The organism is Pseudomonas sp. Eqa60 (assembly GCF_018326405.1).
GTDB lineage: Bacteria > Pseudomonadota > Gammaproteobacteria > Pseudomonadales > Pseudomonadaceae > Aquipseudomonas > Aquipseudomonas protegens.
Window position 1 is genome coordinate 2,690,013 of record NZ_AP024342.1, and the last position, 23,235, is coordinate 2,713,247.

General features: G+C 66.0%; 20 protein-coding genes. 9 read left to right on the plus strand and 11 right to left on the minus strand.

Annotated elements, in window-relative coordinates; all coding sequences use genetic code 11:
- Positions 1-430: 430 nt before the first annotated feature.
- From KI242_RS12350 to KI242_RS12360, 3 genes are all read left to right on the plus strand, one after another.
- Entirely contained in the window at positions 431-1,552 is a 1,122-nt protein-coding gene (locus KI242_RS12350; RefSeq protein WP_212806203.1) for a site-2 protease family protein, read from the plus strand.
- A gap of 166 nt (positions 1,553-1,718) precedes the next feature.
- Complete coding sequence (locus KI242_RS12355) at positions 1,719-2,012, plus strand: DUF3144 domain-containing protein (protein WP_011060609.1); 294 nt, start codon at positions 1,719-1,721, stop codon at positions 2,010-2,012.
- A gap of 217 nt (positions 2,013-2,229) precedes the next feature.
- Positions 2,230-4,269, plus strand: coding sequence for a methyl-accepting chemotaxis protein (locus KI242_RS12360; protein ID WP_233447059.1), 2,040 nt, complete (start codon positions 2,230-2,232; stop codon positions 4,267-4,269).
- 72 nt (positions 4,270-4,341) lie between these two features.
- Here the strand turns inward: KI242_RS12360 and KI242_RS12365 are convergent, their stop codons facing one another.
- Positions 4,342-4,791 (minus strand): hypothetical protein, encoded by a 450-nt coding sequence (locus tag KI242_RS12365; protein ID WP_015635096.1) that lies wholly within the window; start codon positions 4,789-4,791, stop codon positions 4,342-4,344.
- Between the two features lie 27 nt (positions 4,792-4,818).
- Positions 4,819-5,736: a LysR family transcriptional regulator gene (locus KI242_RS12370; RefSeq protein WP_212806204.1), complete on the minus strand. Its 918-nt coding sequence runs from the start codon at positions 5,734-5,736 to the stop codon at positions 4,819-4,821.
- A 127-nt stretch (positions 5,737-5,863) separates the two neighbouring features.
- Between KI242_RS12370 and KI242_RS12375 the strand changes: the two genes are divergently transcribed.
- Both KI242_RS12375 and KI242_RS12380 read left to right on the plus strand, forming a co-directional pair.
- Positions 5,864-7,357 (plus strand): MFS transporter, encoded by a 1,494-nt coding sequence (locus KI242_RS12375; RefSeq protein ID WP_212806205.1) that lies wholly within the window; start codon positions 5,864-5,866, stop codon positions 7,355-7,357.
- A gap of 66 nt (positions 7,358-7,423) precedes the next feature.
- Positions 7,424-8,227 carry an alkaline phosphatase D family protein gene (locus KI242_RS12380; RefSeq protein WP_212806206.1) on the plus strand — a complete coding sequence of 268 codons (804 nt, stop codon included), beginning with the start codon at positions 7,424-7,426 and terminating at the stop codon, positions 8,225-8,227.
- 79 nt (positions 8,228-8,306) lie between these two features.
- On the opposite strand, the gene KI242_RS12385 is transcribed toward KI242_RS12380, so the two are convergent.
- The gene (locus tag KI242_RS12385; protein WP_212806207.1) at positions 8,307-8,960 is read right to left on the minus strand and encodes a hypothetical protein; all 654 of its coding nucleotides are present in this window, start codon (positions 8,958-8,960) and stop codon (positions 8,307-8,309) included.
- Positions 8,961-9,147: 187 nt separating this feature from the next.
- Positions 9,148-10,380, minus strand: coding sequence for a diaminopimelate decarboxylase (gene lysA / locus KI242_RS12390; protein WP_207239044.1), 1,233 nt, complete (start codon positions 10,378-10,380; stop codon positions 9,148-9,150).
- A 129-nt stretch (positions 10,381-10,509) separates the two neighbouring features.
- Here lysA and KI242_RS12395 point away from each other — a divergent pair, with 129 nt between their 5' ends.
- The gene (locus tag KI242_RS12395; protein WP_015635101.1) at positions 10,510-11,454 is read left to right on the plus strand and encodes a LysR family transcriptional regulator; all 945 of its coding nucleotides are present in this window, start codon (positions 10,510-10,512) and stop codon (positions 11,452-11,454) included.
- Positions 11,455-11,646: 192 nt separating this feature from the next.
- Entirely contained in the window at positions 11,647-11,949 is a 303-nt protein-coding gene (locus KI242_RS12400) for a hypothetical protein (RefSeq protein ID WP_015635102.1), read from the plus strand.
- 133 nt (positions 11,950-12,082) lie between these two features.
- Here KI242_RS12400 and KI242_RS12405 read toward each other — a convergent pair whose 3' ends face one another.
- The 3 genes from KI242_RS12405 to KI242_RS12415 are packed head-to-tail and all read right to left on the minus strand — an operon-like array spanning position 12,083 to position 14,667.
- Positions 12,083-13,261 (minus strand): acetyl-CoA C-acetyltransferase, encoded by a 1,179-nt coding sequence (locus KI242_RS12405; RefSeq protein WP_212806208.1) that lies wholly within the window; start codon positions 13,259-13,261, stop codon positions 12,083-12,085.
- An 11-nt stretch (positions 13,262-13,272) separates the two neighbouring features.
- Positions 13,273-13,932, minus strand: coding sequence for a 3-oxoacid CoA-transferase subunit B (locus KI242_RS12410; RefSeq protein WP_011060620.1), 660 nt, complete (start codon positions 13,930-13,932; stop codon positions 13,273-13,275).
- Positions 13,933-13,968: 36 nt separating this feature from the next.
- The gene (locus tag KI242_RS12415) at positions 13,969-14,667 is read right to left on the minus strand and encodes a CoA transferase subunit A (protein ID WP_011060621.1); all 699 of its coding nucleotides are present in this window, start codon (positions 14,665-14,667) and stop codon (positions 13,969-13,971) included.
- A 152-nt stretch (positions 14,668-14,819) separates the two neighbouring features.
- Here KI242_RS12415 and KI242_RS12420 point away from each other — a divergent pair, with 152 nt between their 5' ends.
- The gene (locus KI242_RS12420) at positions 14,820-15,722 is read left to right on the plus strand and encodes a LysR family transcriptional regulator (RefSeq protein ID WP_015635104.1); all 903 of its coding nucleotides are present in this window, start codon (positions 14,820-14,822) and stop codon (positions 15,720-15,722) included.
- Positions 15,723-15,725: 3 nt separating this feature from the next.
- Here KI242_RS12420 and KI242_RS12425 read toward each other — a convergent pair whose 3' ends face one another.
- Together KI242_RS12425 and KI242_RS12430 are read right to left on the minus strand one after the other, a co-directional pair.
- Positions 15,726-16,568 (minus strand): NAD-dependent protein deacetylase, encoded by an 843-nt coding sequence (locus KI242_RS12425; protein WP_053157671.1) that lies wholly within the window; start codon positions 16,566-16,568, stop codon positions 15,726-15,728.
- Between the two features lie 83 nt (positions 16,569-16,651).
- Positions 16,652-17,617: an AraC family transcriptional regulator gene (locus KI242_RS12430; RefSeq protein ID WP_161466954.1), complete on the minus strand. Its 966-nt coding sequence runs from the start codon at positions 17,615-17,617 to the stop codon at positions 16,652-16,654.
- 159 nt (positions 17,618-17,776) lie between these two features.
- On the opposite strand from KI242_RS12430, the gene KI242_RS12435 reads away from it, so the two are divergent.
- Positions 17,777-18,988 (plus strand): MFS transporter, encoded by a 1,212-nt coding sequence (locus KI242_RS12435; RefSeq protein WP_212806209.1) that lies wholly within the window; start codon positions 17,777-17,779, stop codon positions 18,986-18,988.
- Here the strand turns inward: KI242_RS12435 and KI242_RS12440 are convergent.
- Positions 18,978-20,609, minus strand: coding sequence for a methyl-accepting chemotaxis protein (locus tag KI242_RS12440; RefSeq protein WP_015635108.1), 1,632 nt, complete (start codon positions 20,607-20,609; stop codon positions 18,978-18,980). The genes KI242_RS12435 and KI242_RS12440 overlap by 11 nt on opposite strands.
- Positions 20,610-20,821: 212 nt before the next feature.
- On the minus strand, positions 20,822-23,047 hold the full coding sequence (locus KI242_RS12445) for an LTA synthase family protein (protein WP_210693942.1): 2,226 nt from the start codon (positions 23,045-23,047) through the stop codon (positions 20,822-20,824).
- Positions 23,048-23,235: the final 188 nt, after the last annotated feature.

The following is a 23,235-nucleotide window of genomic DNA, read 5'->3' on the forward strand; positions in this document are numbered from 1 at the left end:
CAGCGAAAGCATCCGCCAGCCGTATGCAGGGCTCGCGGGCCCCTTCGCCGGCAAGCCCGCTCCTACGGTGGGTTTTGATATTGATGGGAGCGGGGCACTCTGCCCCGCGTCGTAGGAGCTGGCTTGCCAGCGAAAGCATCCGCCAGTCATATGCAGGGCTCGCGGGCCCCTTCGCCGGCAAGCCGGCTCCTACGGTGGGTTTTGATATTGATGGGAGAGGGGCACTCTGCCCCGCGTCGTAGGAGCTGGCTTGCCAGCGAAAGCATCCGCCAGACATATGCAGGGCTCAAGGGCCCCTTCGCCGGCAAGCCCGCTCCTGCGGTTAGGAGGTGGGGTGATAGAGAGGTGAATCAGCGGTTGAGTTTCCTGGGGCGAAGCTGGCAGTCTGCGCGCCCGGTTCAGTGTCGGTTTTCTCTCAGGGACGTACTCGATGGATGGCAACACCTGGCTCAAGGCCTTGAATACTCTGCTGACGATTGTGCAGCGCCTGGTGCTGCTCAGTGGCTGGTTTATCGCCGCGCTGGTGCTGGGGTTCACCATCAAGTCCGGGTTGCAGCCCTTTCTGGCGATGTTCCTGGCTTCGCTGTTGGGGGTTGTCGCGTTGGTGGTGCATGAGGGCGGGCATTACCTGGGGGCACGCGGGTGCGCGATGCCGGTGTTGCATGTACGGGTGGCCGCCGTGGAGATACAGGTGCTGCGGCGCGGCTGGCGGGTGCGCTGGGCACCGCAGCTCAAGCGCAATCGCCTGGGCGGCTATGTGATTGCCGCGAGCAATCTGCAACGGCCACTGCGGCAGCAGTGGATGCTGGTGGTCCTGTGCGGGCCGCTGCTGAATCTGCTGGTGGGTGGCGCTTCCCTGGCGCTTGGGCTGTCCTGGCCCGGGGTGCCGGGGGCCATTGCCCTGGCGTTTGCCGTGATCAATCTGGCCATGGGGGTGGGTAACCTGATGCCTGCCTGGCGGGTACTGCCCAGCGACGGCATGCTCCTGCTGGGCTGGTACCGGCATCGCGACGATCAACGTCCGGAGCTGGCCCAGGCACGCCTGTTGGCCCTGACCGTGGCCGGGGTGCCCAGCGCACAATTGCCGGTGGACGATCTTCAGCGCCTGGCCGAAGGCCCCATGCCCGGGCCCCTGGTCGCATTCGGCTGCCGCCTCAATGCCCTGCAGGACCAGGGCGACTGGCCGGCCGCGGTGCAGATGGAGCAGGAACTGGATCAATTGCTGGCGGCCCGGTCGGCGCAACTGAACGGCATGAGTGGCCTGATCGAGTTGTTGAGGGGCGAGTTGGCGTTCTGCCGCGCTTTGCTGCAGCGTGACGCCGCGCCCCTGAACAACACGCCGATGAGCGCCGAAGTGGATTGGAGCGCACCCTGGCTGCGACCGCGCTGCCTGGCCTTGCAAGCCATTCTTGAAGGCGACCGGCAGCGGGGCGAGCACCATCTGCAACAGGCGCTGCAAGCGGCCAATAACAGCGTGGTGCTGTCCCAGGGCAAGAGTGAAGCCCTGCTGGCCGAACAGCTGCGAGCCTTGCCGGCGCCCACCCATCTGTAGGCGCTGGCTTGCCAGCGAAAGCGGCTGCCAGCCTGGCGCAAGGCTCATGGGCCCCTTCGCCGGCAGCCCGGCTTGTGCGGCCTGGGGATGAAAGTAGTCGGTGCAGGAGGACAAAACTCTTATACTCCGGCGCTTTATTTTCCCCACTCCCCCAGAGGAACGCCCCGTGGCCAATGACACCGACCAGGATTTCTACAACCGCGCCGACGCCGTTATCGAGCTGGCCAACTCCCATATCGCCGACAGCAGCCGGGGCAAGGCCAGCGCGTCGCTGATGTACGCCAACTCCCGTTTCAGCGCCTGGGTCAGCGCCTGCGGGTGCCGCAATGCCCAGGAGCTGGCGGCGGCCAAGCAGCAGGCGGTGGATTATTTCGTCGAGGAGTTCCGCCTGATGATGGAAGAGAACCTCACGGACTACATCGAGAACTTCGAGCTGTACATGGGCGCCAAGCAGGACTGAAGGCGCCCAGCGCCGCCAGTTGTGTAGCGCTTCTCGTGCCTGGCCCGGGCTGCCCGTAGCCCGGGGTCTTGTTTCGAGGATGGCAGGGCCCCGGCTACCGAGAGCGCTGCCTGAGTCGCCCCTCTCCAGGTGTACTCCCGCCTGTTGCGCTGACAAAAAAAGTGAACGGCATCACTCTTTGTTCAAGGGAAGCAGGCATCCGGTCGATAAGCTCTGAATGCCTATTGATATGGAGTTCGTCATGGCCTTGCTACCGGTTCGTCTGTCTCATCGTTTGACCCTCGGCAGTGTGTTGCTGTTGCTGTTCACGGCGTTGGCGGTATTTGCCGTGATGACCTTACGGGGGCAGCCCAAAGTGGTGGAGGCAAGCTCGGCACTGATCGAGCAGACCGGCAGCGCCATCGTTCGCCAGCTGGCGTTGCAGTTGGCGGGCATCGAAGGGGTGACCGCGAGCATGGCCCACCTGCTGGAAGGGCTGCCCAAGGAGCAGGCGCTGGTCATGGCTACCCTGCCCAAGGTGATCGACCATGAAGGCGACAAGGCGATCGCCGGGGGCGGCATCTGGCCAGAACCCAATGCCTTCACCCCCGGCGTGGAGCGCCGCAGTTTCTTCTGGGCCCGCAGCGATGCCGGGCCCCTGGCATTCTCAGATGACTACAACGCCGCCGGCAGCGCCGGTTATCACCATGAAGCCTGGTATACCGGCGCCCGCAACAGCGCGCCGGGCCGTTGCCTGTGGTCCGAGGCCTACCAGGACCCGGTGACCCAGGTGCCGATGACCACCTGCAGCGTGCCCTATCGCCAGGACGGCGCCTTTGCCGGGGTCGCCACCATCGACCTGCGCCTGGACGACCTGGCGCGCTTCCTCAAGGAGCAGGGGGCGGTCACCGGTGGCTATGCCTTCGCCCTGGACCAGGCCGGCAACGTGCTGTATTTCCCTGATGCCCAGGCCGGCGGCGGGGGCCAGATGCTCAGCTTCGACGCCCTGAGCAAGCAGCAACCCTGGTTGCTTCCGGTGGCCGAGGCCCTGGCCAAGCCGGCACCGACCGGGCAGGTGCGCAGCCTGGACCTGGACGAGGACGGGCGCTTGCAGGAAGCGGCGCGGGTCAGCTTGTTCAGCATGCCCGGCAGCGGCTGGACCATCGGCCTGGTGACCCCGGAGCAGAAGGTCACCGGCCTGGCCCGGGCCATGACCACCGAGATCTTGCTGTTCCTCCTGCCGTTGCTGGCGCTGCTGCTGTTCTTTGCCTGGCTGGCCGGGCACAAGCTGATTGCCCAGCTGGAAGAAACCACCCGGCAGATCGATGCCCTGGGCAGTGGCCAGGCCAGCGACAACGCCGAGCTGCACGTGGCCCGGGCCGACGAGATCGGCGCCTTGCGCGCCGCGGTGAACCGCTATGCCGGGCAGTTGCGGCAAATGCTGCAGAAGATCGCCAGCGAAGCCCGGCAGTTGCAGAACGAAGCCGCGCGCCTGGGTCAACTCAGCAGCACCCTGGCCCAGCGTGCCGAGCAGCAGCGCCAGGAGAACACCCAGTTGGCCACGGCCATCACCGAGATGTCCTCCAGTGCCCTGGAAGTGGCGCAGAACACCAACAACTGCGCCGACACCGCGCGCCAGTCCCTGGTGGTGGTGCAGGAGGGCCAGCACAAGGTCGATGCCAACAGCCAGTCGATCCAGCAGTTGTCCGCGGAAATGGCCGAGGCGGCGGCAGTGATCCAGCGCCTGGAGCAGGACAGCCAGCAGGTCGGCGCGGTGCTGGATGTGATCAAGGCGATCTCCGAGCAGACCAACCTGCTGGCGCTGAACGCCGCCATCGAAGCGGCCCGGGCCGGGGAGCAGGGCCGGGGCTTTGCCGTGGTGGCGGACGAAGTGCGGACCCTGGCCGGCCGCACCCAGACCTCGGCCAACGAGATCAGCGGCATGATCAACGACTTGCAGCAGGCCTCGCGTCAGGCGGTGCAGGCGATCCAGGCCGGCGAAACACGAACCCGCCAGGCGGTGGGCGAGGCGTCCGGTGCATCGGATGCGCTGTCCAGCACGGTGACCAGCTTCGACGATATTTCCCAGCGGGCGCAGCAGATTGCCGTGGCGGCCCAGCAGCAGAGCCACGTGACCCAGGAGATCAACGAACTGGCGGTGCGCATCCACGGCATCAGCGAGGACAACGCCCGGGACGCCCAGGCCCTGGACAAGGTCAGCGAGGCCATGCAGGCCCTGTCCGGGCGCTTGTCGAACCTCAGCCAGGGCCACCACTGAGGCATTGTCTGCCCGGGCCGTCGGTGGCCCGGGCGGGTTTCAGTCCCCCCCGGCCGCATTCGCCGGCCCGTATCAGATCTGGCTGTACATCATCAGCTTGAAGTTCAGCAACAGCCCCAACGACACCCAGCCGAGCCCCAGCAGGCCATTGATCAACGGCTTGCCGGGAGCCACGCGCGTGGCCAGGAAGCGGGCGATGGCGGCGCCGATCAGCGCGCCGGGAAAGTCGAACAGATAGAACAGCCAGCCCAAGGCGCCTTCCGGGGAACTGATCCACAGGCAGAACAGTTGCAGGTGCGCGGCCAGGGCCAGGGCCACGCCGGTGAACAGCGCCGGCGTGGGCCGGGTGCACAGCAGCAGGCCGAGAATCAGCCCCTGGGGCAGCCAGTAGGCGGCGAAGTTCTCCCAGAAATAATCTATCGGTTGCCAGGCCCGGACGATTGCCAGGGACAGCCCCCAGAGCAACGCGGCGGCAGCGGGCAGGTGATTCAGGGAGAGCAGGCGCAGGGAGCTGGAAGACATGCAGGATCTCGCTAATGAAGTTGTGGATCAGCCGGGCTGATGGTCGGGGACGGCGCTCTGGCTGCACAGCTCGTGCACCACCTGGCGCAACCAGCGATGGGCCGGGTCGGCCTCCATGCGCGGGTGCCAGAGCAGGGAGATGGTCATCTCCGGCAGGGGCACCGGCAGGCTGAAACCGTGCAGGCCGTGCCGCAGGTTGCTGGTGTGGCGCTCGGGCACCATGGCGATCAGGTCCGAACCCCGGGCCAGGGCCAGGGCGGCGGAAAAACCGCTGACCAGGGTGACGATCTGTCGTTCCAGGCCCAGGGCTTTCAGGGCCTCGTCCATGCGCCCATGAGCATGGCCCTGGTGGGCGGCGAGGATATGTTCGCCAGCCACGTAGGCATCCAGGCTTACCGGCCCCCGGCTCAAGGGGTGGCCGGCGCGGACCACGCCGATAAAGCGATCGCGAAACAGCGCCCGGGTGCGCAACTCGGGGCTGGTGTCGGCGTCGATCACCGCGGTTTCCAGGTCGACGCTGGCATCGCGCAGGGGCTGGCTGTCGCGGTCCAGCTTGGGTACGAAATGCACCCGCACCCCGGGCGCTTCAGCCCGCAGGCGACTGACCAGCGCCGGGCCGAAATTCTCGACGAAACCATCACGGCTGCGCAGCGTGAAGGTGCGCTGCAGGCGGCCAAGGTCGATCTGCTCGGCCGGGCGCAGGGTGGCCTGGGCGTCTGCCACCAGTTGGCCGATGCGCTGGCGCAGCTCCAGGGCCCGAGGGGTGGGTACCAGGCCGCGCCCGGCGCGCACCAGCAGCGGGTCGCCGGTGGCCTGGCGCAGGCGGGCCAGCGCCCGGCTCATGGCCGAGGGGCTCAGATGCAGGCGCTGGGCAGCCCGCGCCACGCTGCCTTCGGCCAGCAGTACGTCCAGGGTCAGCAGCAGGTTCAGATCGGGAGTCGACATCGGCGCAATGTAGCACGCAGGCAGCTGGCATGGCGTTGAATGCATCAATTAACTGCAAAGGCTGCGCCTTCCGCCTGGTCACGGCTGGCCCTAGGCTGGCGGGCATCACCTTGCCGGAGCCTGTGCGATGCCCATTCCCGAGTCCCAAGCCGCCCCCCAAACCGCCCCCCAGGAAGCCCTGGCGCCCCGTGCGCGCTGGGCCCTGGCCAGCCTGTCGCTGGCGATGCTGATGCCGTCCCTGGACACCAGCATCGCCAATGCCGCGCTGCCGAGCCTGGCCCAGACCCTTGAGGCGTCGTTCCAGCAGGTGCAATGGATTGTCCTGGCCTACCTGCTGGCCATTACCACCCTGATCGCCAGCGCCGGGCGCCTGGGGGACCAGTGGGGCCGGCGCCGGGCGCTGCTGGCGGGGATAGCCCTGTTCACCTTGGCCTCGCTGTGCTGCGGCCTGGCCCCTGGCCTGGGCTGGCTGCTGGCGGCCCGCACGCTGCAAGGCCTGGGGGCGGCGGTAATGCTGGCCCTGAGCATGGCCCTGGTGGGTGACGCGCTGCCCAAGGCCCGCATCGGGGCCGCGATGGGCTGGCTGGGCAGTATGTCGGCCCTGGGCACCACCCTGGGCCCGGCCCTCGGCGGCCTGATACTGGCCAGCGTCGGCTGGCGCTGGATGTTCCTGGTCAATGTGCCCCTGGGGTTGGTGGCGCTGTTACTGGCCTGGCGTTGCCTGCCGCCGGACCGGCCTGTGGCGTCGGCCAGTGCCTTCGATGTGCCGGGCAGCCTGCTGCTGGCCTTGAGCCTGGGCGCCTATGCCCTGGCCCTGACCCTGGGGCACAACTTGCTGGCGCCGTTGAACCTGGGCCTGCTGGTGGCCAGCGTGGTCGGGGTCGCGCTCTTGGTGCGTGTCGAGCGCCGGGCCGCCGCGCCGCTGTTCCAGCCGGCCCTGCTGCGCCGGCCACAACTGCGCAGCAGCCTGTGGCTGAGCCTGCTGGTGTCGACGGTGATCATGACCACCCTGGTGGTGGGGCCGTTCTACCTGGCCCGGGGGCTGGGGCTCGGGAGCCTGGCAGTGGGCCTGAGCCTGTCCCTGGGGCCGCTGGTGGCGACCCTGTGCGGCGCCCCCGCCGGGCGTCTGGTGGACCGTTACGGTGCCCGGCCGCTGTCCCGGCTCGGCCTGCTGGGGTTGTGTGGCGGCCTGGGCCTGCTGGCGCTGCTGCCCCGGAGCCTGGGGCTGGCAGGCTACCTGCTGCCGCTGGCCCTGGTCACCGCCAGCTACGCGCTGTTCCAGACGGCCAACAACAGCCTGGTGATGCGTGATGTGGCGCCGCAGCAGCGCGGGCTGACGGCGGGGTTGCTGAGCCTGTCGCGCAACCTCGGGCTGATCAGTGGCGCGGCGGCCATGGGCGCACTGTTCGCCTGGGGCTCGGGGCCGCAGGCCGGCGTCGAGGCCGTGTCCCGCGGCATGCACTGGACCTTTGGCGTGGCGGCGCTGCTGATGCTGCTGGCCTTGCTCAGCGCCGGGCGCAACCGGCTGTCCGAGGACGCCGGCTCGCCCTTCATCAGTCGTCTGCTGGCGCACAAACCCACCTACATGATCCTCGACGACCACGAGATCGAGGACAACTGAACGCAGGACCGCATCGACAAGAACGGTAGCAAGCGCACCCTGTTCAACTGGGCGATGGGCGCCTACATGAGCTACCAGTGGAGCCATGGGCCGCGCTTCGAGGACAGCTATGTGCAGAACCGTGCGATGTCCGGCAACGATCAGTACCTCAAGCACCGTTCGGTCAAGCAGCTGTTCTACGACTTTTCCTGTTCCAACTACCCGTTCTTCGTGCTGGATACCCGTACCCAGCGCTTTGTCGATGATGTGCCCGGCGCCCTGCAGGACAACCACCTGCTGGGCCGACCCTCACTGCACCCGGCCGAACCCGGCCAGTTGGATCGCTTGTGCGCCTGGTTGCGGCATATGCAGGAGGACCGGGGCAACACCCCCAAGTTCGTGGTGACGTCCAGCGTCTTTGTACCCAATGGCGTGGATACCGCGGGCGAGGGCCCGCGCTACGAGCGGCGCAAGAACCAGAGCGACTCCTGGTCGGCGTTTCCCGGCACCCGCAGCACCGTGCTGGAAACCATCGCCCTGTACCAGGTGCAGAACGTGGTGTTCCTGTCCGGCGACATTCATTGCTCGAACATTTCCCGGTTGCAGTTCAGTGGCGGAGCCCAGGGCATCAAGGCTCATGCGGTCACCTCGTCAGCCTTCTATTGGCCGTTCCCCTTTGCCGACGGCGACCCTGCCGGCTACGTGCATGACTCGCGCGCCCCCCAGACCCCGGACAGCTTTGCCCTGAAAAATGTCCCGGGCACCATGGACTACCGCACCTGGGCCTTTACCCAGGCCGACAACTTCGCCCGCCTGGACCTGCACCCCGACACCGCCGAAATGCAGGTGCAGTTCTACGGCACCGACGGCGAGCCCCTGGTGACCCGCTAGCAGGACGATAGCGTCAACGACCAGCCGGAGCGGCTGCAACTGATGCCCTGGTAGCGGGGCTGGCCCGGGTGCACCTGCTCTAGTGGCCTGTCACATGGAGTTGGTGCAGATGGCTCACCCGCCCGAGAAACATCATCTGGCGCATGTACATCGCCACGAGCAGGGCCAGGACGCTAAAGCCGTTGAACCCGGGATGCTGGGCCATGGACAGCGCCCCACAGGCGCTGAAGCCGATTTCGATCAGGGCCAGGGCGATACAGCCGGTCAACAGGTTTTGGCAGAGGCTGACCTCCGCCATCGCCTTGACCAGGGTCTTGCCGGCGCCGTCATCTGCCTGGATGACTTCATCCAGTTGCCTGGTCACCGCCTTCCACCTGGCGAAGCTGGAGGATGCCGGGGCATCTGCCAGGCCTACCAGCGCCGCCAGGAACCTGCAGCGGTTCAGCGTAGCGATGGATAGCCAGTCCCAGAGCGGGGCGAAGCCGGTGAAGACGATACCGGACACGTAGCTGAGGATGATCAGCACGAACAACAGGGCGCCGCCGAGAATATCGGGGGGTTGCAGCTGTTCGTGGGGGTACTTGAAGGCCAGGACGATCCAGAACGCCATGCCCGGGCAGATCCGTGCAATCAGATCGTAATAGACGCTGGGAATGAGGTTGAGGATCGAGGTGAGCCCGCTGCCGCCCTCGCTCTTGCCAGGCTCTTTCTTGCCCTTGTCTGCTTCGCACATGGCGCTCTCCCTTGCCCAGGAACTCCTGGCTCCTAACTCTTAGTTCAAGGGGGGAGCGTTGTCCACGGAACGGGCTGGACAAGCACTTTCAGTGCTGCCAGGGCAGGGGGCGCCTCGAACACGCGGTTGGGCGAACACAGGGCCTGGGTGCCCTGTGTCCCTTTGCCAGTCAGTACCCAGGGGCGGCTTACAGCCCCAGTTCCAGCGCCAGCAGGTCCGCCAGTGGCTGGCGGCGGCGGATCAGTCTCGGCTGGCCGTTCTCGAACAGCACCTCCGGCAGCAGCGGGCGGCTGTTGTAGTTGGAGGACATGCTGGCGCCATAGGCGCCGGTGTCGTGCAGTACCAGCAGGTCGCCGACCCGGGCCTGGGGCAGGGGGCGCGGGGTCAGGCATTCGTCGTCCTGGGTGAAGATGTCGCCGGACTCGCACAGCGGGCCGCCGACCACGGTCAGCTGTTGCGGGCGCTCCACCGGGTGGCCGGCGGCGTCCAGCAGGCTCATGCCGTGGTAGGCGCCGTACATGGCCGGGCGCATCAGGTCGTTGAACCCGGTGTCCACCAGCACGAAGTGATGCTGGCCGGCGGTCTTCACCACCCGCACTTCGCTGACCAGGCAGCCGGCCTCGGCCACCAGGAAGCGCCCCGGTTCGATCTCCATGCGCACGCCGTGGCCCAGGTAGGCCTCGATCTCCTGGCGCGCCACTTTCCAGGCATTGGCGTAACGCTGCACGTCCACCGGGGTGTCGCCCTCGCGGTAGGGGGTGGACAGGCCGCCGCCGATGGAGAAGGCCTCGAGGTCGTGGTCCAGGGATTTCACCGCCGCCACCATGGCTGCGCCCACCTGTTCCAGGTGGTCGTAGTCGACCCCGGAACCGATGTGCATGTGCAGGCCCACCAGGTGCAGGCCATGCTGGCGGATCACTGCCAGGGCTTCGCTCATCTGGTCGTGCCAGATGCCGTGCTTGCTGTTTTCGCCACCGGTGTTGGTCTTGCGGCTGTGGCCGTGGCCGAAGCCCGGGTTGATCCGCAGCCAGACCCGGTGCCCCGGGGATTTCTCCCCCAGTTGGCGGAGCATGTCGATGGAGCCGGCGTTGACTTCCACCTGCAGTTCCACCACCCGGGCCAGGGTGGCCTCGTCGAACAGGTCGCAGGTGAAGACGATGCCGGCATCCACCGGGCTGAAGCCGGCCAGCAGGGCGCGTTCGATTTCCCCCAGGGACACCGCATCGACCCGTACCCCGGCCTCGCGGATCAGGCGCAGCAGGTGCAGGTTGGACGAGGCCTTCTGGGCGTAGCGCACCACGTCGAACGCCTGCAACTGGGCGATGCGCGCCTGGATGGTGGCAGCGTCATAGCACCACAGTGGAGTGCCGTACTGGCGGGCGGCGGCGACAAGTTGAGCGGGGGAAAATGGAATGGCCATGGCGAATGCAATCTGTGATCAGTGGGAATGGAGGCAGCATGCCCGTTGGTGTTTATTCAAGAAAATATCTATTCTTTGCCAAGATATTCATATTTGATATGGGCTGGTTGATTAAGCGAGTTTCCCGCCATGGACATCTCCCTGCGGCACATCGAAGTGTTCCGCGCCATCATGCAGGCCGGCAGCGTCACCGGCGCCGCGCGCCTGCTGTTTACTTCGCAGCCCACCGTGAGTCGCGAGCTGGCCCGGCTGGAAACGCTTTCCGGCTTGCGCCTGTTCGATCGTGAAGGCGGGCGCCTGCTGCCCACGGCCCAGGCCCTGCTGTTGCTGGAGGAAGTCGAGCGGGCCTATGTGGGGCTGGAGCGGATCAACAGCGTGGCCCAGTCGATCCGCCGCTTCGAGCACGGCCAGTTGAGCCTGAGCTGCCTGCCGCTGTTCTCCCAGACCCTGCTGCCGCCGGTGTGCAAGCAGTTCCAGGCGCAGCACCCGGGCATCGGCCTGAGCATCACCGCCCAGGAATCGCCGCTGTTGGAAGAGGCCCTCAGTGCCCAGCGCCATGACCTGGGCCTGACCGAAAGCGAGCACCTGCCCCGGGGCACCCAGGGCGAACTGCTGTTCTGCGCCGACATGGTCTGCATCCTCGCGGACGACCATCCGCTGCTGGCCAGGCCACGGCTGGCGCTTGCGGATTTTCGCGGCCAGGACTTCATCAACCTCTCGGGCCTGGATATCTACCGCCAGACCCTGGATGAGCATTTTCGCCAGGCCGGGGTGGATCGCCGGATAGTGGTGGAAACCACCAACGCAGCTTCGGTGTGCGCCATGGTGCGCCAGCGGCTCGGGGTGGCGATCATCAACCCCTTGAGTGCCATGGAAGAGGCCGGGCGCGGTCTGGCGATCCGACCGTTGCAGCTGTCGGTGCCCTATCGGGTGATGCTGATCCGCCCGGATTACCGGCCCTCGTCGAGTTTTGTCGAGGGTTTCAGTGAAGCCCTGCGCACCCAGGCCAAGGCACTGCAAGAGCAGGTCGGGCGGATAGTGCAGGGAGGGCAAGGGGTGAATCGCTCAGGCTGATGGGGGCGTGGCCCAATGTTCAGCTTGTTGGTGAAGAGGGTGTGTTGGCGCTTCAGGGAAACATGTCCCTCTCGTATGGCGGCAGACAGTTACCGAGGATAGCCCTGCGGTCGGCTGATCTTGTGACAAGCCTCAGGTGCAGGCCCGGACCGTAGCGACTCAATCCCCTGACCAGTTCTGGAGTCAAATAAAATGCCTATTGCCATTCACGCACGCAACAACACCGCCGCTGCGCAGCAAGTCGCCATCAGGAATACCGCCCAGGGCAACAACCTGGCCAACGTCAACATACCTGCCCAAGGAAACGTGGTTCTTTATGTCCTGCAAGCGGATGCCAGTGCCGACCTGTATCTGATCTGCAATGCCAATGCTGCCCAGGCTGCCCAGTTGAGCGTCGTCTACCAGGGCCATAGCAGTGTGGTTCAAGACAGCGACTGGGCTCGCCAATGGACAGTCGATGGTGCCGTGGATGGCGTACAGCTGGACCTGGCATAGCGGGAAAAACTCGCTGGCAAAGACCATCCTGCGCACGCATTCCCCGTAGGAGCCAGCTTGCTGGCGAAGGCGCTCTCACGGGCGCCTTCGCTGGCAAGCCAGCTCCTACAAGGAGGGCGGTTTTGCGCGGAGGTTAGCGCTCGATCGCCAGGGCCACGCCCTGGCCGCCGCCGATGCACAGGGTCGCCAGGCCCTTTTTGGCATCACGCTTGATCATTTCATGCAGCAGGGTCACCAGCACCCGGCAGCCCGATGCACCAATCGGGTGGCCGATGGCGATCGCACCGCCGTTGACGTTGACCTTGCTGGCGTCCCATTCCAGTTCCTGGGCCACCGACAGCGACTGCGCGGCGAAGGCTTCGTTGGCTTCGATCAGGTCCAGCTGGTCCAGGGTCCAGCCGGCCTTGTCCAGGCAGCGGCGGGTGGCCGAGACCGGGCCGATGCCCATGATCGCCGGGTCGACGCCGGCGTTGGCGTAGGCGGCAATTTTTGCCAGCACCGGCAGGCCCAGGGCCCGGGCCTTGCTGGCGCTCATCAGCATCACCGCGGCAGCGCCGTCGTTCAGCGCCGAGGCGTTGCCGGCGGTGACGCTGCCGTCTTTCTTGAACGCCGGCTTGAGCTTGGCCAGGGCCTCGGCGGTGGTGCCGGGGCGTGGCTGCTCGTCGGTGGCGAAGGTCAGCGGCTCGCCCTTGCGCTGGGGAATCTGGATCGGGGTGATCTCGTCGACAAAGCGCCCGGCCTCGATGGCCGCTGCGGCTTTGTGTTGGGAAGCGGCGGCGAAGGCGTCCTGGGCTTCACGGCTGATGCCGTATTTCTCCACCAGGTTCTCGGCGGTGATGCCCATGTGGTAGTCGTTGAAGGCATCCCACAGGCCGTCGCTGATCATGGAGTCGACCATCTGGCTGTGGCCCATGCGCAGGCCGGTGCGGGCGCCGGGCAGCACGTAGTTGGACAGGCTCATGTTTTCCTGGCCGCCGGCGATGATCACCTCGGCATCGCCGCAGCGGATGGCCTGGGCGCCCAGGTGCAGGGCCTTGAGACCCGAGCCGCAGACCTTGTTCAGGGTCATGGCGGGCACGGCGTGGGGCAGGCCGGCCTTGATCGCGGCCTGGCGGGCGGGGTTCTGCCCGGCGCCGGCGGTGAGCACCTGGCCCATGATCACTTCGTCGACCTGGGCCGGGTCGATGCCGGTCTGGGCCAGCAGTTGGCGGATCACGGCGGCGCCCAGGTCAACGGCGGGAATGCCCGCCAGGGAGCCCTGGAAACTGCCCACGGCGGTACGGGTGGCGGCAACGATGACGACGTCTTGCATGATGGGGCTCCTCAGGCGAACTGCATTTCAGGCACGTGGTCCGGCACGATCAGCTTGCCGGCGGTCTTGCTGACGATTTCCTCGACGCTGACCCCGGGGGCGCGCTCCTTGAGGATGAAGGCGCCGTTCTCGATCTCCAGGTACGCCAGATCGGTGAGCACGCGCTTGATGCACTGGGCGCCGGTCAGCGGCAGGCTGCAGCGGCTGAGCAGTTTGGATTCGCCGTCTTTCGAGGCGTGGGTCATGGTGACGATGATGTTCTCGGCACCGGCCACCAGGTCCATGGCGCCGCCCATGCCCTTGACCAGCTTGCCGGGGATCATCCAGGAGGCGATGTTGCCTTGCACGTCCACTTCGAAGGCGCCGAGCACGGTCAGGTCGATATGGCCGCCGCGGATCATCGCGAAGGATTCGGCGGACGAGAAGATCGAGGCGCCGATGCGCGCGGTCACCGTCTGTTTGCCGGCGTTGATCATGTCGGCGTCGACTTCGTCCTCGGTGGGGAAGGCGCCCATGCCCAGGAGGCCGTTTTCCGACTGCAGCATGACTTCCATGCCGTCGGGGATGTAGTTGGCCACCAGGGTCGGGATGCCGATGCCGAGGTTGACGTAGAAGCCGTCCTGCAGTTCGCGGGCGACGCGCTGAGCCATTTGTTCGCGGGTAAGAGCCATGTTTGTTGTCCTTTTAGTCGGGCTGGGGAAGGGCGATCACTTGCGCACGGTGCGCTGTTCGATGCGCTTCTCGAAGGTGCCGCAGATGACCCGGTCGACGTAGATGCCGGGGGTGTGGATCTGCGTCGGGTCCAGCTCGCCCGGTTCGACGATTTCTTCCACTTCGACCACGGTGATCTTGCCGGCGGTGGCCGCCAGGGGGTTGAAGTTCTGTGCGGTGTGGCGGTAGACCACGTTGCCGAAGTGGTCGGCCTTCCAGCCCTTGACGATGGCGAAGTCACCGGTGATGGACTCTTCCATCAGGTAGGTGCGGCCCTTGAATTCGCGGGTCTCCTTGCCGTCGGCCACCGGGGTGCCGACGCCGGTGGCGGTGAAGAAGGCCGGGATCCCGGCGCCGCCGGCGCGCATTTTTTCTGCCAGGGTGCCCTGGGGGGTCAGTACCACTTCGATCTCGCCGCTGAGCAACTGCTTCTCGAACAGGGCGTTTTCACCCACGTAGGAAGCGATCACCTTGCTGATCTGGCGGTCTTCCAGGAGCACGCCCAGGCCGAAACCGTCGACCCCGCAGTTGTTGGACACCACGGTCAGGTCGCGGGTACCGCGGCGCTTGATCTCGGCGATCAGGTTTTCGGGGATACCGCACAGGCCGAAGCCGCCGGCGATCACGGTCATGCCGTCTTGCAGACCTTCCAGGGCTTCCTCGTAGGACGCCACGCGCTTGTCGAAACCTGCCATTTGCACCTTCCTCTTTCTTGTTCGTTGGCGGCTGGCCAGCCGTTTGCGGGCCAGTGTTGCGCTGCGGGATTGATTTGTTAAGTTGATTTTTAAGGTTGATTGATTGGAAAAGCAGCATAATCCAGGGCGGCATACACCCAAGAGAATGGCAGATGACGGTTAAACAGATACGGGCATTTCTGGCCGTGGCCCACAGTTTGAGCTTTGCCCTGGCCTGCGAACGGCTGCACCTGTCGCAGTCGGCCCTGAGCCTGACGATCAAGGCGCTGGAGGAAGGCCTGGGTGGGCGCCTGTTCACGCGCAATACGCGCAATGTGGCCCTGACCCCGGAAGGCGAGGCCCTGCTGCCCCTGGCGCGGCGTCTGATCGCCGACTGGGACAACGCCGAGGACGAACTGCGCCAGCGTTTCACCCTGCAGCGAGGCCGGGTGACCCTGGCGGCGATGCCGTCCTTTGCCGGCAACCTGCTGCCGCCGATCCTCAAGCACTTTCGGGCCCGCTATCCCCAGGTCAACGTCACGGTCAACGACGTGGTCAACGAGCAGGTGCTGGAGATGGTCCGTGATCGCGAGGTGGAGCTGGGGGTGGCGTTCGAGCCCCAGGACAGCACCTCGCTGGTGTTCACCCCGCTGTACATCGACCGCTTTGTCGCCGTGGTGCCCCGGGATTCGCCCCTGGCCCGGCGCAGCGAGATCGACTGGCAGGCGCTGTTGCAGGAGCCCTTCATCACCTTGCAGCGGCCGTCCACGGTGCGGGTGATGCTCGAAGATCACCTGCGGGCACGGGGCGTGCAACTGCCGGTGGAGTTTGAAAGCCACCAGTTGGCGACCGTGGGGCGCATGGTCGCCAGCGGCCTGGGGGTGAGTGCGGTGCCGGCGCTGTGCGCCCAGCAGATGCGCGAGCTGGGCGGGCACTGCCTGACCCTGCATGATCCGGTGGTGGAGCGGGCCATTGGTGTACTGACCAAGCCGGGGGACGAGCTGTCCACCGCGGCCCAGGCGCTGTTCGACATCCTGCGCGAGGAAAACCTCGGCCAGCGCCTGGCGCTACTCTGAGGCTCAACGCAGCAGACGTTCGGCCAACTGGGGCAGCAACAGGTCACAGGGCTCGCCGAGCTTGAGGTCCAGCAGCTCGTCGGCGCGGGTCTTGCCGAAGTTTATGGCCAGCAGCGGCTTGCCTTGCTCGGCCACGGCGCGGCACAGGCGGAACGCCGAATAGGCCATCAGCGACGAACCCACCACCAGCAGGCCTGCGGCTTCGTGCACGGCGCTCAAGGCCCGGGCAGCGGTGGCCGCGGCCACGTTCTCGCCGAAGAACACCACATCGGGTTTCAATCGCGAGCCATTGCAGTAGGGGCAGTGGGGCACCTGAAAGCGTTCCTCGAAGGCCGGGTCCAGCAGGGTGTCGCCGTCCGGCGCCTGCACCGCGTCAACGCCGGCCAGGTAAGGGTTGTGCGCCTCCAGTTGCTGCTGGATGGCCTCCCGCTGGCTGCGCTGGCCGCAGTCCAGGCACAAGACCCGCTGCAGGCTGCCGTGGAGCTCGATGACCTCCAGGCTGCCGGCCTCGTCGTGCAGGGCATCGACATTCTGAGTGATCACCCCGGCGATCCGGCCTGCGGCCTGCAATTGCGCCAACGCCTGGTGCGCGGCATTCGGTCGGGCCTGGCGAATGCGCGGCCAGCCGAGCATGGCCCGGGCCCAGTAGCGACGACGGGCGTTGGCCTCGCTGACGAACTCCTGGTACATCATCGGCTGCTTGCCGCGGCGCACGCCTTCGCTGTCGCGGTAGTCGGGGATGCCCGACGGGGTGCTGATGCCGGCCCCGGTCAGGACCATGAACGGCTGGCCGTGCATGGCGGCGGCGAGTTGTTCGAACAATGGGGCAGTAGGGCGGTCGATCATGGGCTGCACTCGTTTCCAGTGGCCAGGGACGCCTACCAGAAATAGACGCAAAGCCCTCGCGGCGCCAGTGTTTTACCCAAGGTTCAGCGCCGGGGGCCGAACACCGACTTGGGTGGCTTGCCATAGAACCGGGTAAAGGCCGCGCTGAAGTTGCCGGGAAAGCGGTAGCCCACCTGATAGGCCGCCTGGGCCACTTGGCAGCCGCCTTCCAGCAGGCGGTGGGCATGACCCATGCGGATTTCCAGGAGCATGCGCTGCGGTGTGGTGTTGTAGTGCTCGCGCAGGCCCTGCTTGAGCTTGAACTCGTTGAGACCCACAGCGGCGCACAGGTAGGCCACGCTCAAGGGCTGGTGCATCTGCTCGAACATCAGGTCGCGCACCCGCTGCAGCCGTTCAAGATCGGCGGCCTTCAGGTGCCGGCCCGGGACGACAGGGGCGGGTGCCAGGGCCTGCAATTGCAAGGACAGCAGGCTCAGGGCGTGGATATGCAGCTCCAGCGTCGGTGGCTGCTGCAGGCCCAAGGGTTGGGCCAGTGCACTGAGATGGCCGGCACTGGCCCGGGAAGTGGGCCCGCAGGCCAACAGTTGCAAGGCGTCCTGGCCCAGCAACTGGTGAGCCCGGGCGGGGCCCAGGTACTGCTGGAGCAGGGCTTCGCCCACCAGCAGGCGCAGTTGCGCCACCGTTTCATTGGCGCCATAACGGCGTTCGCCTCGGCTGGCCTGGAAGGCGGTGACGGTGGTGTGTCCGGCGCGAAACGCCAGGCTCGAACCCTTGGCATCCAGGTAGCCCGAAGTACCTTGCAGGGCGCAGGTGATCACCAGCAAGCGGCCTGCGTGGCAACTGCTGGCCTCCTCGATCAAGGGGCGATTGGGGTGATAGCGCGAGCGCACCAGGGTCAGGCCCTGAGCCAAGGGCAGGCTCTCGAAATGGCAATCGCCCAGAATCTCGGGCAACTGCTGGCGTGACCCGCCGCCCGGGGCCTGGCTGTGCTCGCGTGGTGCGTGGCACGGCAAGCGATAGGACTGGGAAGAACCGGGTGCAACGGCCATGTTCGCGCTCCTGCAATGGATGTTCTGCGTTTGCCATGGGAATGGATCCGTTTCCCATATGAACACGCATGATAAGCATTCTCGCTAAAAAGTAAGCTGTTTCCCAAGCAGGGGCGAGCCTCGCAATCTTGCGGCGCCCCACCTGTAAAGGAGCAAGCAATGAACCCGCAGAACTTGAAATCCGCCGGTCCCCGGGGGCTCTGGCTGCGCACGGTGCTGGTGTGTGCCATGGGCCTGCCGATGCTGATCTTCTACGCCATCGGCACCCTCGGGCCCTTGCTGATCGCTGATCTTGGGGTGGCGCCCCACTGGCTGGGCTGGCTGGTGATGAGCGCTTTTGGCCTGGCGGCATTGCTGTCTTTGTGGGCGGGGCCGCTGGTGAACCGGCTCGGCACTCGACGGGCCCTGGCCTTGCTGTTCTGGGCGACCCTGGCGGGGTACGGCCTGCTGGTCAGCCTGCCGGGATTTGCCGGGGTGCTGCTGGCCCTGGCGATCTGCGGAGTGGCCCAGGCCCTGGCCAACCCGGTGACCAATCTGCTGGTGTCCGAGTGTGTCGAGGCTCGTAGCAAGGCTGCGGTGGTGGGGCTGAAACAGTCTGGGGTGCAGCTGTCCGCGCTGATCGCCGGCCTGTTGTTGCCGCCTCTGGCCGGGTCTCTGGGTTGGCGCGCGGCCCTGGCCTGCCTGCTCCTGCCGACCTTGCTGCTGGCCCTGTGGGGGCCACAGGTGGCGGCGGGCAGCGCAGCGGGCAAGACCATGAGCCTGAAGATTCCCCGGCCGAATTCACGGCTGGCGCTGCTGCTGAGCGTGCAGTTGTGTGTCGGCCTGGTGCTTTCGTCCTTCGTGACCTTTCTTGGGGTATTCGCGGCTCGCCAAGGGGTGGCGGTCGGCGAGACCGGAGCCATGGTCGCCGGGTTCGGGGTCATGGGCATCCTGGCCCGGACCTTGTTGACGCCACTGGCAGCACGTATGGCCGAGGAATCCTGGCTGCTGCTGACGTTATTGCTCCTGGCCAGCCTGGCCCTGGCGGTGACTGCCCAGGCCATGCCCCAGGCGCACTGGCCCTTGTGGTTCGGCGCCCTGGGCATGGGCCTGACCGCCGTGGCCACCAATGCCATCGCCATGAGCATGCTGCTGCGCGATCCGGCCTTTGGCGGCCCGGCCGCGGCCTCGGGCCTGCTCTCGGCAGGCTTCTTTGCCGGGTTCGCCCTCGGGCCGGTGCTGTTCGGTGCCGTGCAGCAAGGCGCGGCGGGTTTTGCCAACGCCTGGCTGATGCTGATCACGGTCTTGCTGCTGGGGGCGGGGCTGAGCCTGATGCTGGTGCGTGCACGGCGCCTTCAGCCGGGCAGTGCTGACGCCAGCCCTAGAGCCTGAACACGTTCACCTGCTGCTCCAGGTTCTGCGCCAGTTGTTGCAGGGAGCGGGCCGTCTCGGTGGTTTCTTCCACGGCCTGGCTGTTCTGCTGGGACATCTGGGCGATGCGTTCGACGTTGCGCGCCACATCCTGGCTGGCGGCAGTCTGTTCCCGCAGGGCCAGGGAGATCTGGTCCACCACCCGCACCACATTGCCGGACGAGGTGCGGATGTTGACGATGGCCTCGCCGGCCTGCTGGGCCAGTTCGACGCCGCTTTTCACCTGATTGACCCCGACGTCCATGCTGCTCACCGCTTCTCGGGTGCCCAGTTGGATCTTGTCGACCATCTCGGTGATCTCCTGGGTCGAATTGGCCGTGCGCTGGGCCAGCAGGCGCACTTCATCGGCGACCACGGCAAAACCACGGCCCTGCTCGCCGGCCCGGGCAGCTTCGATGGCCGCGTTGAGGGCCAGCAGGTTGGTCTGTTCGGCAATGCCCTTGATCACGCTGACAATGCTGGAGATCTGCTCGGCGTGCTGACCCAGTTCGCCGATCTGAGTGGCCGAAGCCTGCACGGTCTCGGCGATCAGGCGCATGCTGCCCAGGGTGTCCTGGATCACGCTGCCGCCTTCCTCGGACTGGCGCCCGGACTCGCTGGACAGGGCGTGGGCATCCCCGGCGTTGTCTGCCACATGGTTGATGCTCACGGTCAGCTCTTCCACCGTGGCGGCCATGGAGGAGGCCGAGTGGGACTGTTCCTGGGCCGAGGCCGAAAGCTGCAACGAGGCGCTGGAAATGCTCTGGGAGGCGCTGACCAACTGGTCGGCCCCCAGTTTGATCTGACTGATCATGGTCCGCAGGCGCTCCTGCATGGCGGCGAAGGCTTGCAGCAGATTGCTCACCTCATCACGGCCGGTGACGCTGATGCTGCTGTCGAGACGGCCGGCGGCGATGGCCTTGGCCACCTCCACGGCCTGGCGGATACGGCCCACCAGATTGCTGGACAGCGACCAGGCAACGAGCATGGCCAGCACCGCCGCCAGCAAGCCGCCGCCGATCAGGATCGCCAGGGCTGAAGACTTGGCAGCGTCCATGGCCTGGCTGCGGGCGTCCTGCAGGCTTTTTTCCGCTTCGCGCAACTCACTGGTGAGCTGGCGCATGGCGTCCATCTTGGCTTTGTCGCGGCCGGCGCTGATCTGCGCCGCCATGGCTTCGGCAGGCCGGCTTCCCGCATTGATCGCCCGGCGCAGGGCCAGGTTGCCCTGGACGTCGTCTTGCAGCCACTGGTCGTGAAGGGCCTTGAGTCGCTCCAGGCGCGCCTGCTGTTCGGGGTTGTCAGCGGTGCTGCTCTTGATCCGGGCGTAGTAGTCGGTAAAGGCTTTTTCGCCTTGCTCCAGAGGTTCGAGGAAGCTGTCGCGGCCGGTCAGGGCATAACCGCGCATGCCGGTCTCGATATTGATCAGGCTGCGCAAGAGGGCGTCGGACTGGCTGAGTACTTCGTAACTGTGGATGTTGCTTTTGACACTGCTGCTGACCTGATCGAAACCGCGCAGGGCCGCCAGCACCAGCAGCAGGAGGATCAGCAGGACGACGCCGAAACCGGCATAGAGCTTTTGCGAAATGCTCAGATTGGAAAACATAGGAAGGACCGCTCCTAAACCGTTGACTGAATGCTTCACAGGGCTGTGTCTAGATGAGGCAGCGTGATAGCTCAATGATGTTCAAATGACATCAACGGTCCGACTTTTCCTGTACAAAAAAAGTTTCATGTACAGGAAGATATTTTTTGCGGGTTTGTAGAGGTGTGCATCGAGCATCGCCCGAAAGGGCGATGCTCGATGTCCGGCAAGGTTCAGCTGGAATGGGCGCTGCTGTCTTCTTCGGGGTCGACGTTTTCAGGTTGCCCCGGCAACTCGGTGATTACGCTGAAGTCGCTGACTTCCACCGCGCCCAGGCCGTAGCCCAGGAGGTGGAAGGAGAACGCCTTGCGGGTTTCCGGGTTGTCGAAGCTGAAGTCCATCTGCAGCGGCTGGTCCGGGGTTACCAGCATTTCTTCCGGCAGGCCCAGGGGCACGTCCTGTTCCAGTTCCTTGCCCTTGAGCAGGATGTAGGCGTTCTGCTGCGGGTCGGCGGAGCGCACGGTGAAGCGCACCCGGGTCTGGGAGCCCTTGGGCATTTCCAGGTACTGGGCGCCGATCAGGTTGTCGGCCCAGTCATCCTTGATCTGCGCCTGCAGCGGGATGATCGCCGGGCTGCCGAACTGATAGTGCTGGTTCAGTGGCGATTGCAGCAGGCTGCGATCCAGATGCGTGGCTCGGGCACTGATCTGCCGGGCTCGCAGGCCTCCGTATTGACCCTGCAGACTGGCGCTGTCGGCGATGAAGCCGGGGCTGGCGTAGTAGCGGCAGCGTTGCTGGAAGTCGCACTCGGTGAAGGTGCCCTGGCCGTCGTGGTAGCGCAGCTTGCCGTTGGTGTAGGACATGATTTCCCGGCCTTGGGCGTAGTCGCGAAACAGCGAGCGGCCGCTGAGGCTGGCGGGCACCGGCAGGCCGAAGTAGTCCAGCACCGAGGCGCTGAGGTCGACGTGGCCGTAGGTCCCGGACTTGAGATGAGGCAGCAGGTCCTGGTCCGGGGCCAGCATTAGGTTGAAGCCCCAGGACGAGGCCAGACGCACGCCGTCGATGCCGTGGGATTCATCGGAGGTGATGATCACCAGGGTGTCCTTGAGCACGCCCTTGCGTTCCAGGCCCTTGAGGAACTGGTCGATGGCGTCGTCCAGGTAGCCCACGGCGGCCTGCTTCGGCGTCTCATAGCGCTCCAGGTAGTCCTCGGGCGCCGAGTAGGGCTGGTGGGTGCCGACGGTCAGCAGGGTGAGCATCCATGGCTGCTTTTTCTTCTTCAACTGATCGACGTAGGTCAGTGCGCCTTCGAAGAAGGCCTTGTCGTCCTTGCCCCAGGGGAACTCCAGGTAGTTGTCGTTCTTGAACCACTCCAGGCCATGGGTCGCGTCAAAACCGATGTGCGGCATGATCTTGTCTTTGGCCATGAAGCGCAGGCCGGCGCCTTGCAGGTAGTGGGTGTTGAAGCCGAACTTGTGCATCTGCGCCGGCAGGCAGGCCTGGTTGCGCTGGCTCTGGGTGAGCATCTCGACGCCCTTGGGGGTGCCGTTGTCGAGCTTGTCGTAGTCGCCGCAGAGCATGGCGTACAGGCCGCGGATGGTCTGGTGGCTGTGCAGCACGTAGTCCGGGGTGTTCATGCCGCGCTCGGCCCAGGCGCTGAGCTTGGGCATCAGGTCTTCCTGGTAGCGGCTGTTCAGGGCTTCGCGGTTGGTGCGGATATAGGCACCGGGAATGCCTTCGAGGGTGATCAGCAGCACGTTGCGCGCGCGGCCTGCGCTGGGCAGCAGCGGCTGGCCTTCCAGGTCCAGGCGGGTGAGCCCGGCCATGGGCGGTGGGGCATCGGCGACGTCGCCTTGCAGCCAGTCCTCCACCTGCATCTGCGCCTGGCCGGTGGCGGTGGCCAGGGCCTGGTGGGGCAGGTTGAACAGTTGCCACTGGTCGGCTTCGCTGGGCTTGAGGTACTGGATGCCGCCGTGGGCCACCAGCAACAGCACCGGCAGGCTCCAGCTATGGCGCGGCAGTGCCGGGGGGCGCACCCCGCGGTGGGCGCGCTGGACCACCAGCCACAGCACCAGCCCCAGCAACAGCGCCAGGCCCAGGTCCGGGTGGGTCAGGCCGCCGCCGGTGGAGTTGCCGACAAACTGCGGGTCCACCAGGTAGTGCAGGTCGGCGAGGTTGGGCATGCGCCCCACGGCGCTTACCAGCTCGGCGCTGACCAGGGTCAGCAGGGCCCAGACCAGCAGCACCGGCAGCGCCAGCCACCAGGGCCGGCGGTACAGGAGTACGGTCAGCAGGCTGGCGCTGGCCAGGTCCGACAGATAGCCCAGCGGGTTGGACCAGCCCAGGGCCAGGCGCGCGCCCATGGGCAGCAGCAACAGCAGGCCGAACAGGGCGCACAGGGGGGCAAGAGGGTGTTGTAGGCAACGACGGATCAACTTCACAAATAACCTGCCTGTCATCAAATCTTCACGCAAATGTGCGCGATCTTAACAAGAGCTGACGGCAAGACGTTTCTTAATCGTCAAGGAAAGACCTGGGGACAGGCTTTGCGAATCACCCCCAAGAGGCGGTGGAATCCGTGCAAAGCCCCAGCCTGGAAGGCTGGCGGCGAGCAGGGGCAGGTTTCACACCGCTTGGATTTACTATT

What these genes read in the sequence shown, in the direction of transcription:
- KI242_RS12350 (WP_212806203.1), top strand. Translation starts at nt 431, where the DNA reads ATGGATGGCAACACCTGGCTCAAGGCCTTGAATACTCTGCTGACGATT.
- KI242_RS12360 (WP_233447059.1), top strand. Translation starts at nt 2,230, where the DNA reads ATGCCTATTGATATGGAGTTCGTCATGGCCTTGCTACCGGTTCGTCTG.
- KI242_RS12365 (WP_015635096.1), bottom strand. Translation starts at nt 4,791, where the DNA reads ATGTCTTCCAGCTCCCTGCGCCTGCTCTCCCTGAATCACCTGCCCGCT.
- KI242_RS12370 (WP_212806204.1), bottom strand. Translation starts at nt 5,736, where the DNA reads ATGTCGACTCCCGATCTGAACCTGCTGCTGACCCTGGACGTACTGCTG.
- KI242_RS12375 (WP_212806205.1), top strand. Translation starts at nt 5,864, where the DNA reads ATGCCCATTCCCGAGTCCCAAGCCGCCCCCCAAACCGCCCCCCAGGAA.
- KI242_RS12380 (WP_212806206.1), top strand. Translation starts at nt 7,424, where the DNA reads ATGAGCTACCAGTGGAGCCATGGGCCGCGCTTCGAGGACAGCTATGTG.
- KI242_RS12385 (WP_212806207.1), bottom strand. Translation starts at nt 8,960, where the DNA reads ATGTGCGAAGCAGACAAGGGCAAGAAAGAGCCTGGCAAGAGCGAGGGC.
- lysA (WP_207239044.1), bottom strand. Translation starts at nt 10,380, where the DNA reads ATGGCCATTCCATTTTCCCCCGCTCAACTTGTCGCCGCCGCCCGCCAG.
- KI242_RS12395 (WP_015635101.1), top strand. Translation starts at nt 10,510, where the DNA reads ATGGACATCTCCCTGCGGCACATCGAAGTGTTCCGCGCCATCATGCAG.
- KI242_RS12400 (WP_015635102.1), top strand. Translation starts at nt 11,647, where the DNA reads ATGCCTATTGCCATTCACGCACGCAACAACACCGCCGCTGCGCAGCAA.
- KI242_RS12405 (WP_212806208.1), bottom strand. Translation starts at nt 13,261, where the DNA reads ATGCAAGACGTCGTCATCGTTGCCGCCACCCGTACCGCCGTGGGCAGT.
- KI242_RS12410 (WP_011060620.1), bottom strand. Translation starts at nt 13,932, where the DNA reads ATGGCTCTTACCCGCGAACAAATGGCTCAGCGCGTCGCCCGCGAACTG.
- KI242_RS12415 (WP_011060621.1), bottom strand. Translation starts at nt 14,667, where the DNA reads ATGGCAGGTTTCGACAAGCGCGTGGCGTCCTACGAGGAAGCCCTGGAA.
- KI242_RS12420 (WP_015635104.1), top strand. Translation starts at nt 14,820, where the DNA reads ATGACGGTTAAACAGATACGGGCATTTCTGGCCGTGGCCCACAGTTTG.
- KI242_RS12425 (WP_053157671.1), bottom strand. Translation starts at nt 16,568, where the DNA reads ATGATCGACCGCCCTACTGCCCCATTGTTCGAACAACTCGCCGCCGCC.
- KI242_RS12430 (WP_161466954.1), bottom strand. Translation starts at nt 17,617, where the DNA reads ATGGCCGTTGCACCCGGTTCTTCCCAGTCCTATCGCTTGCCGTGCCAC.
- KI242_RS12435 (WP_212806209.1), top strand. Translation starts at nt 17,777, where the DNA reads ATGAACCCGCAGAACTTGAAATCCGCCGGTCCCCGGGGGCTCTGGCTG.
- KI242_RS12440 (WP_015635108.1), bottom strand. Translation starts at nt 20,609, where the DNA reads ATGTTTTCCAATCTGAGCATTTCGCAAAAGCTCTATGCCGGTTTCGGC.
- KI242_RS12445 (WP_210693942.1), bottom strand. Translation starts at nt 23,047, where the DNA reads ATGACAGGCAGGTTATTTGTGAAGTTGATCCGTCGTTGCCTACAACAC.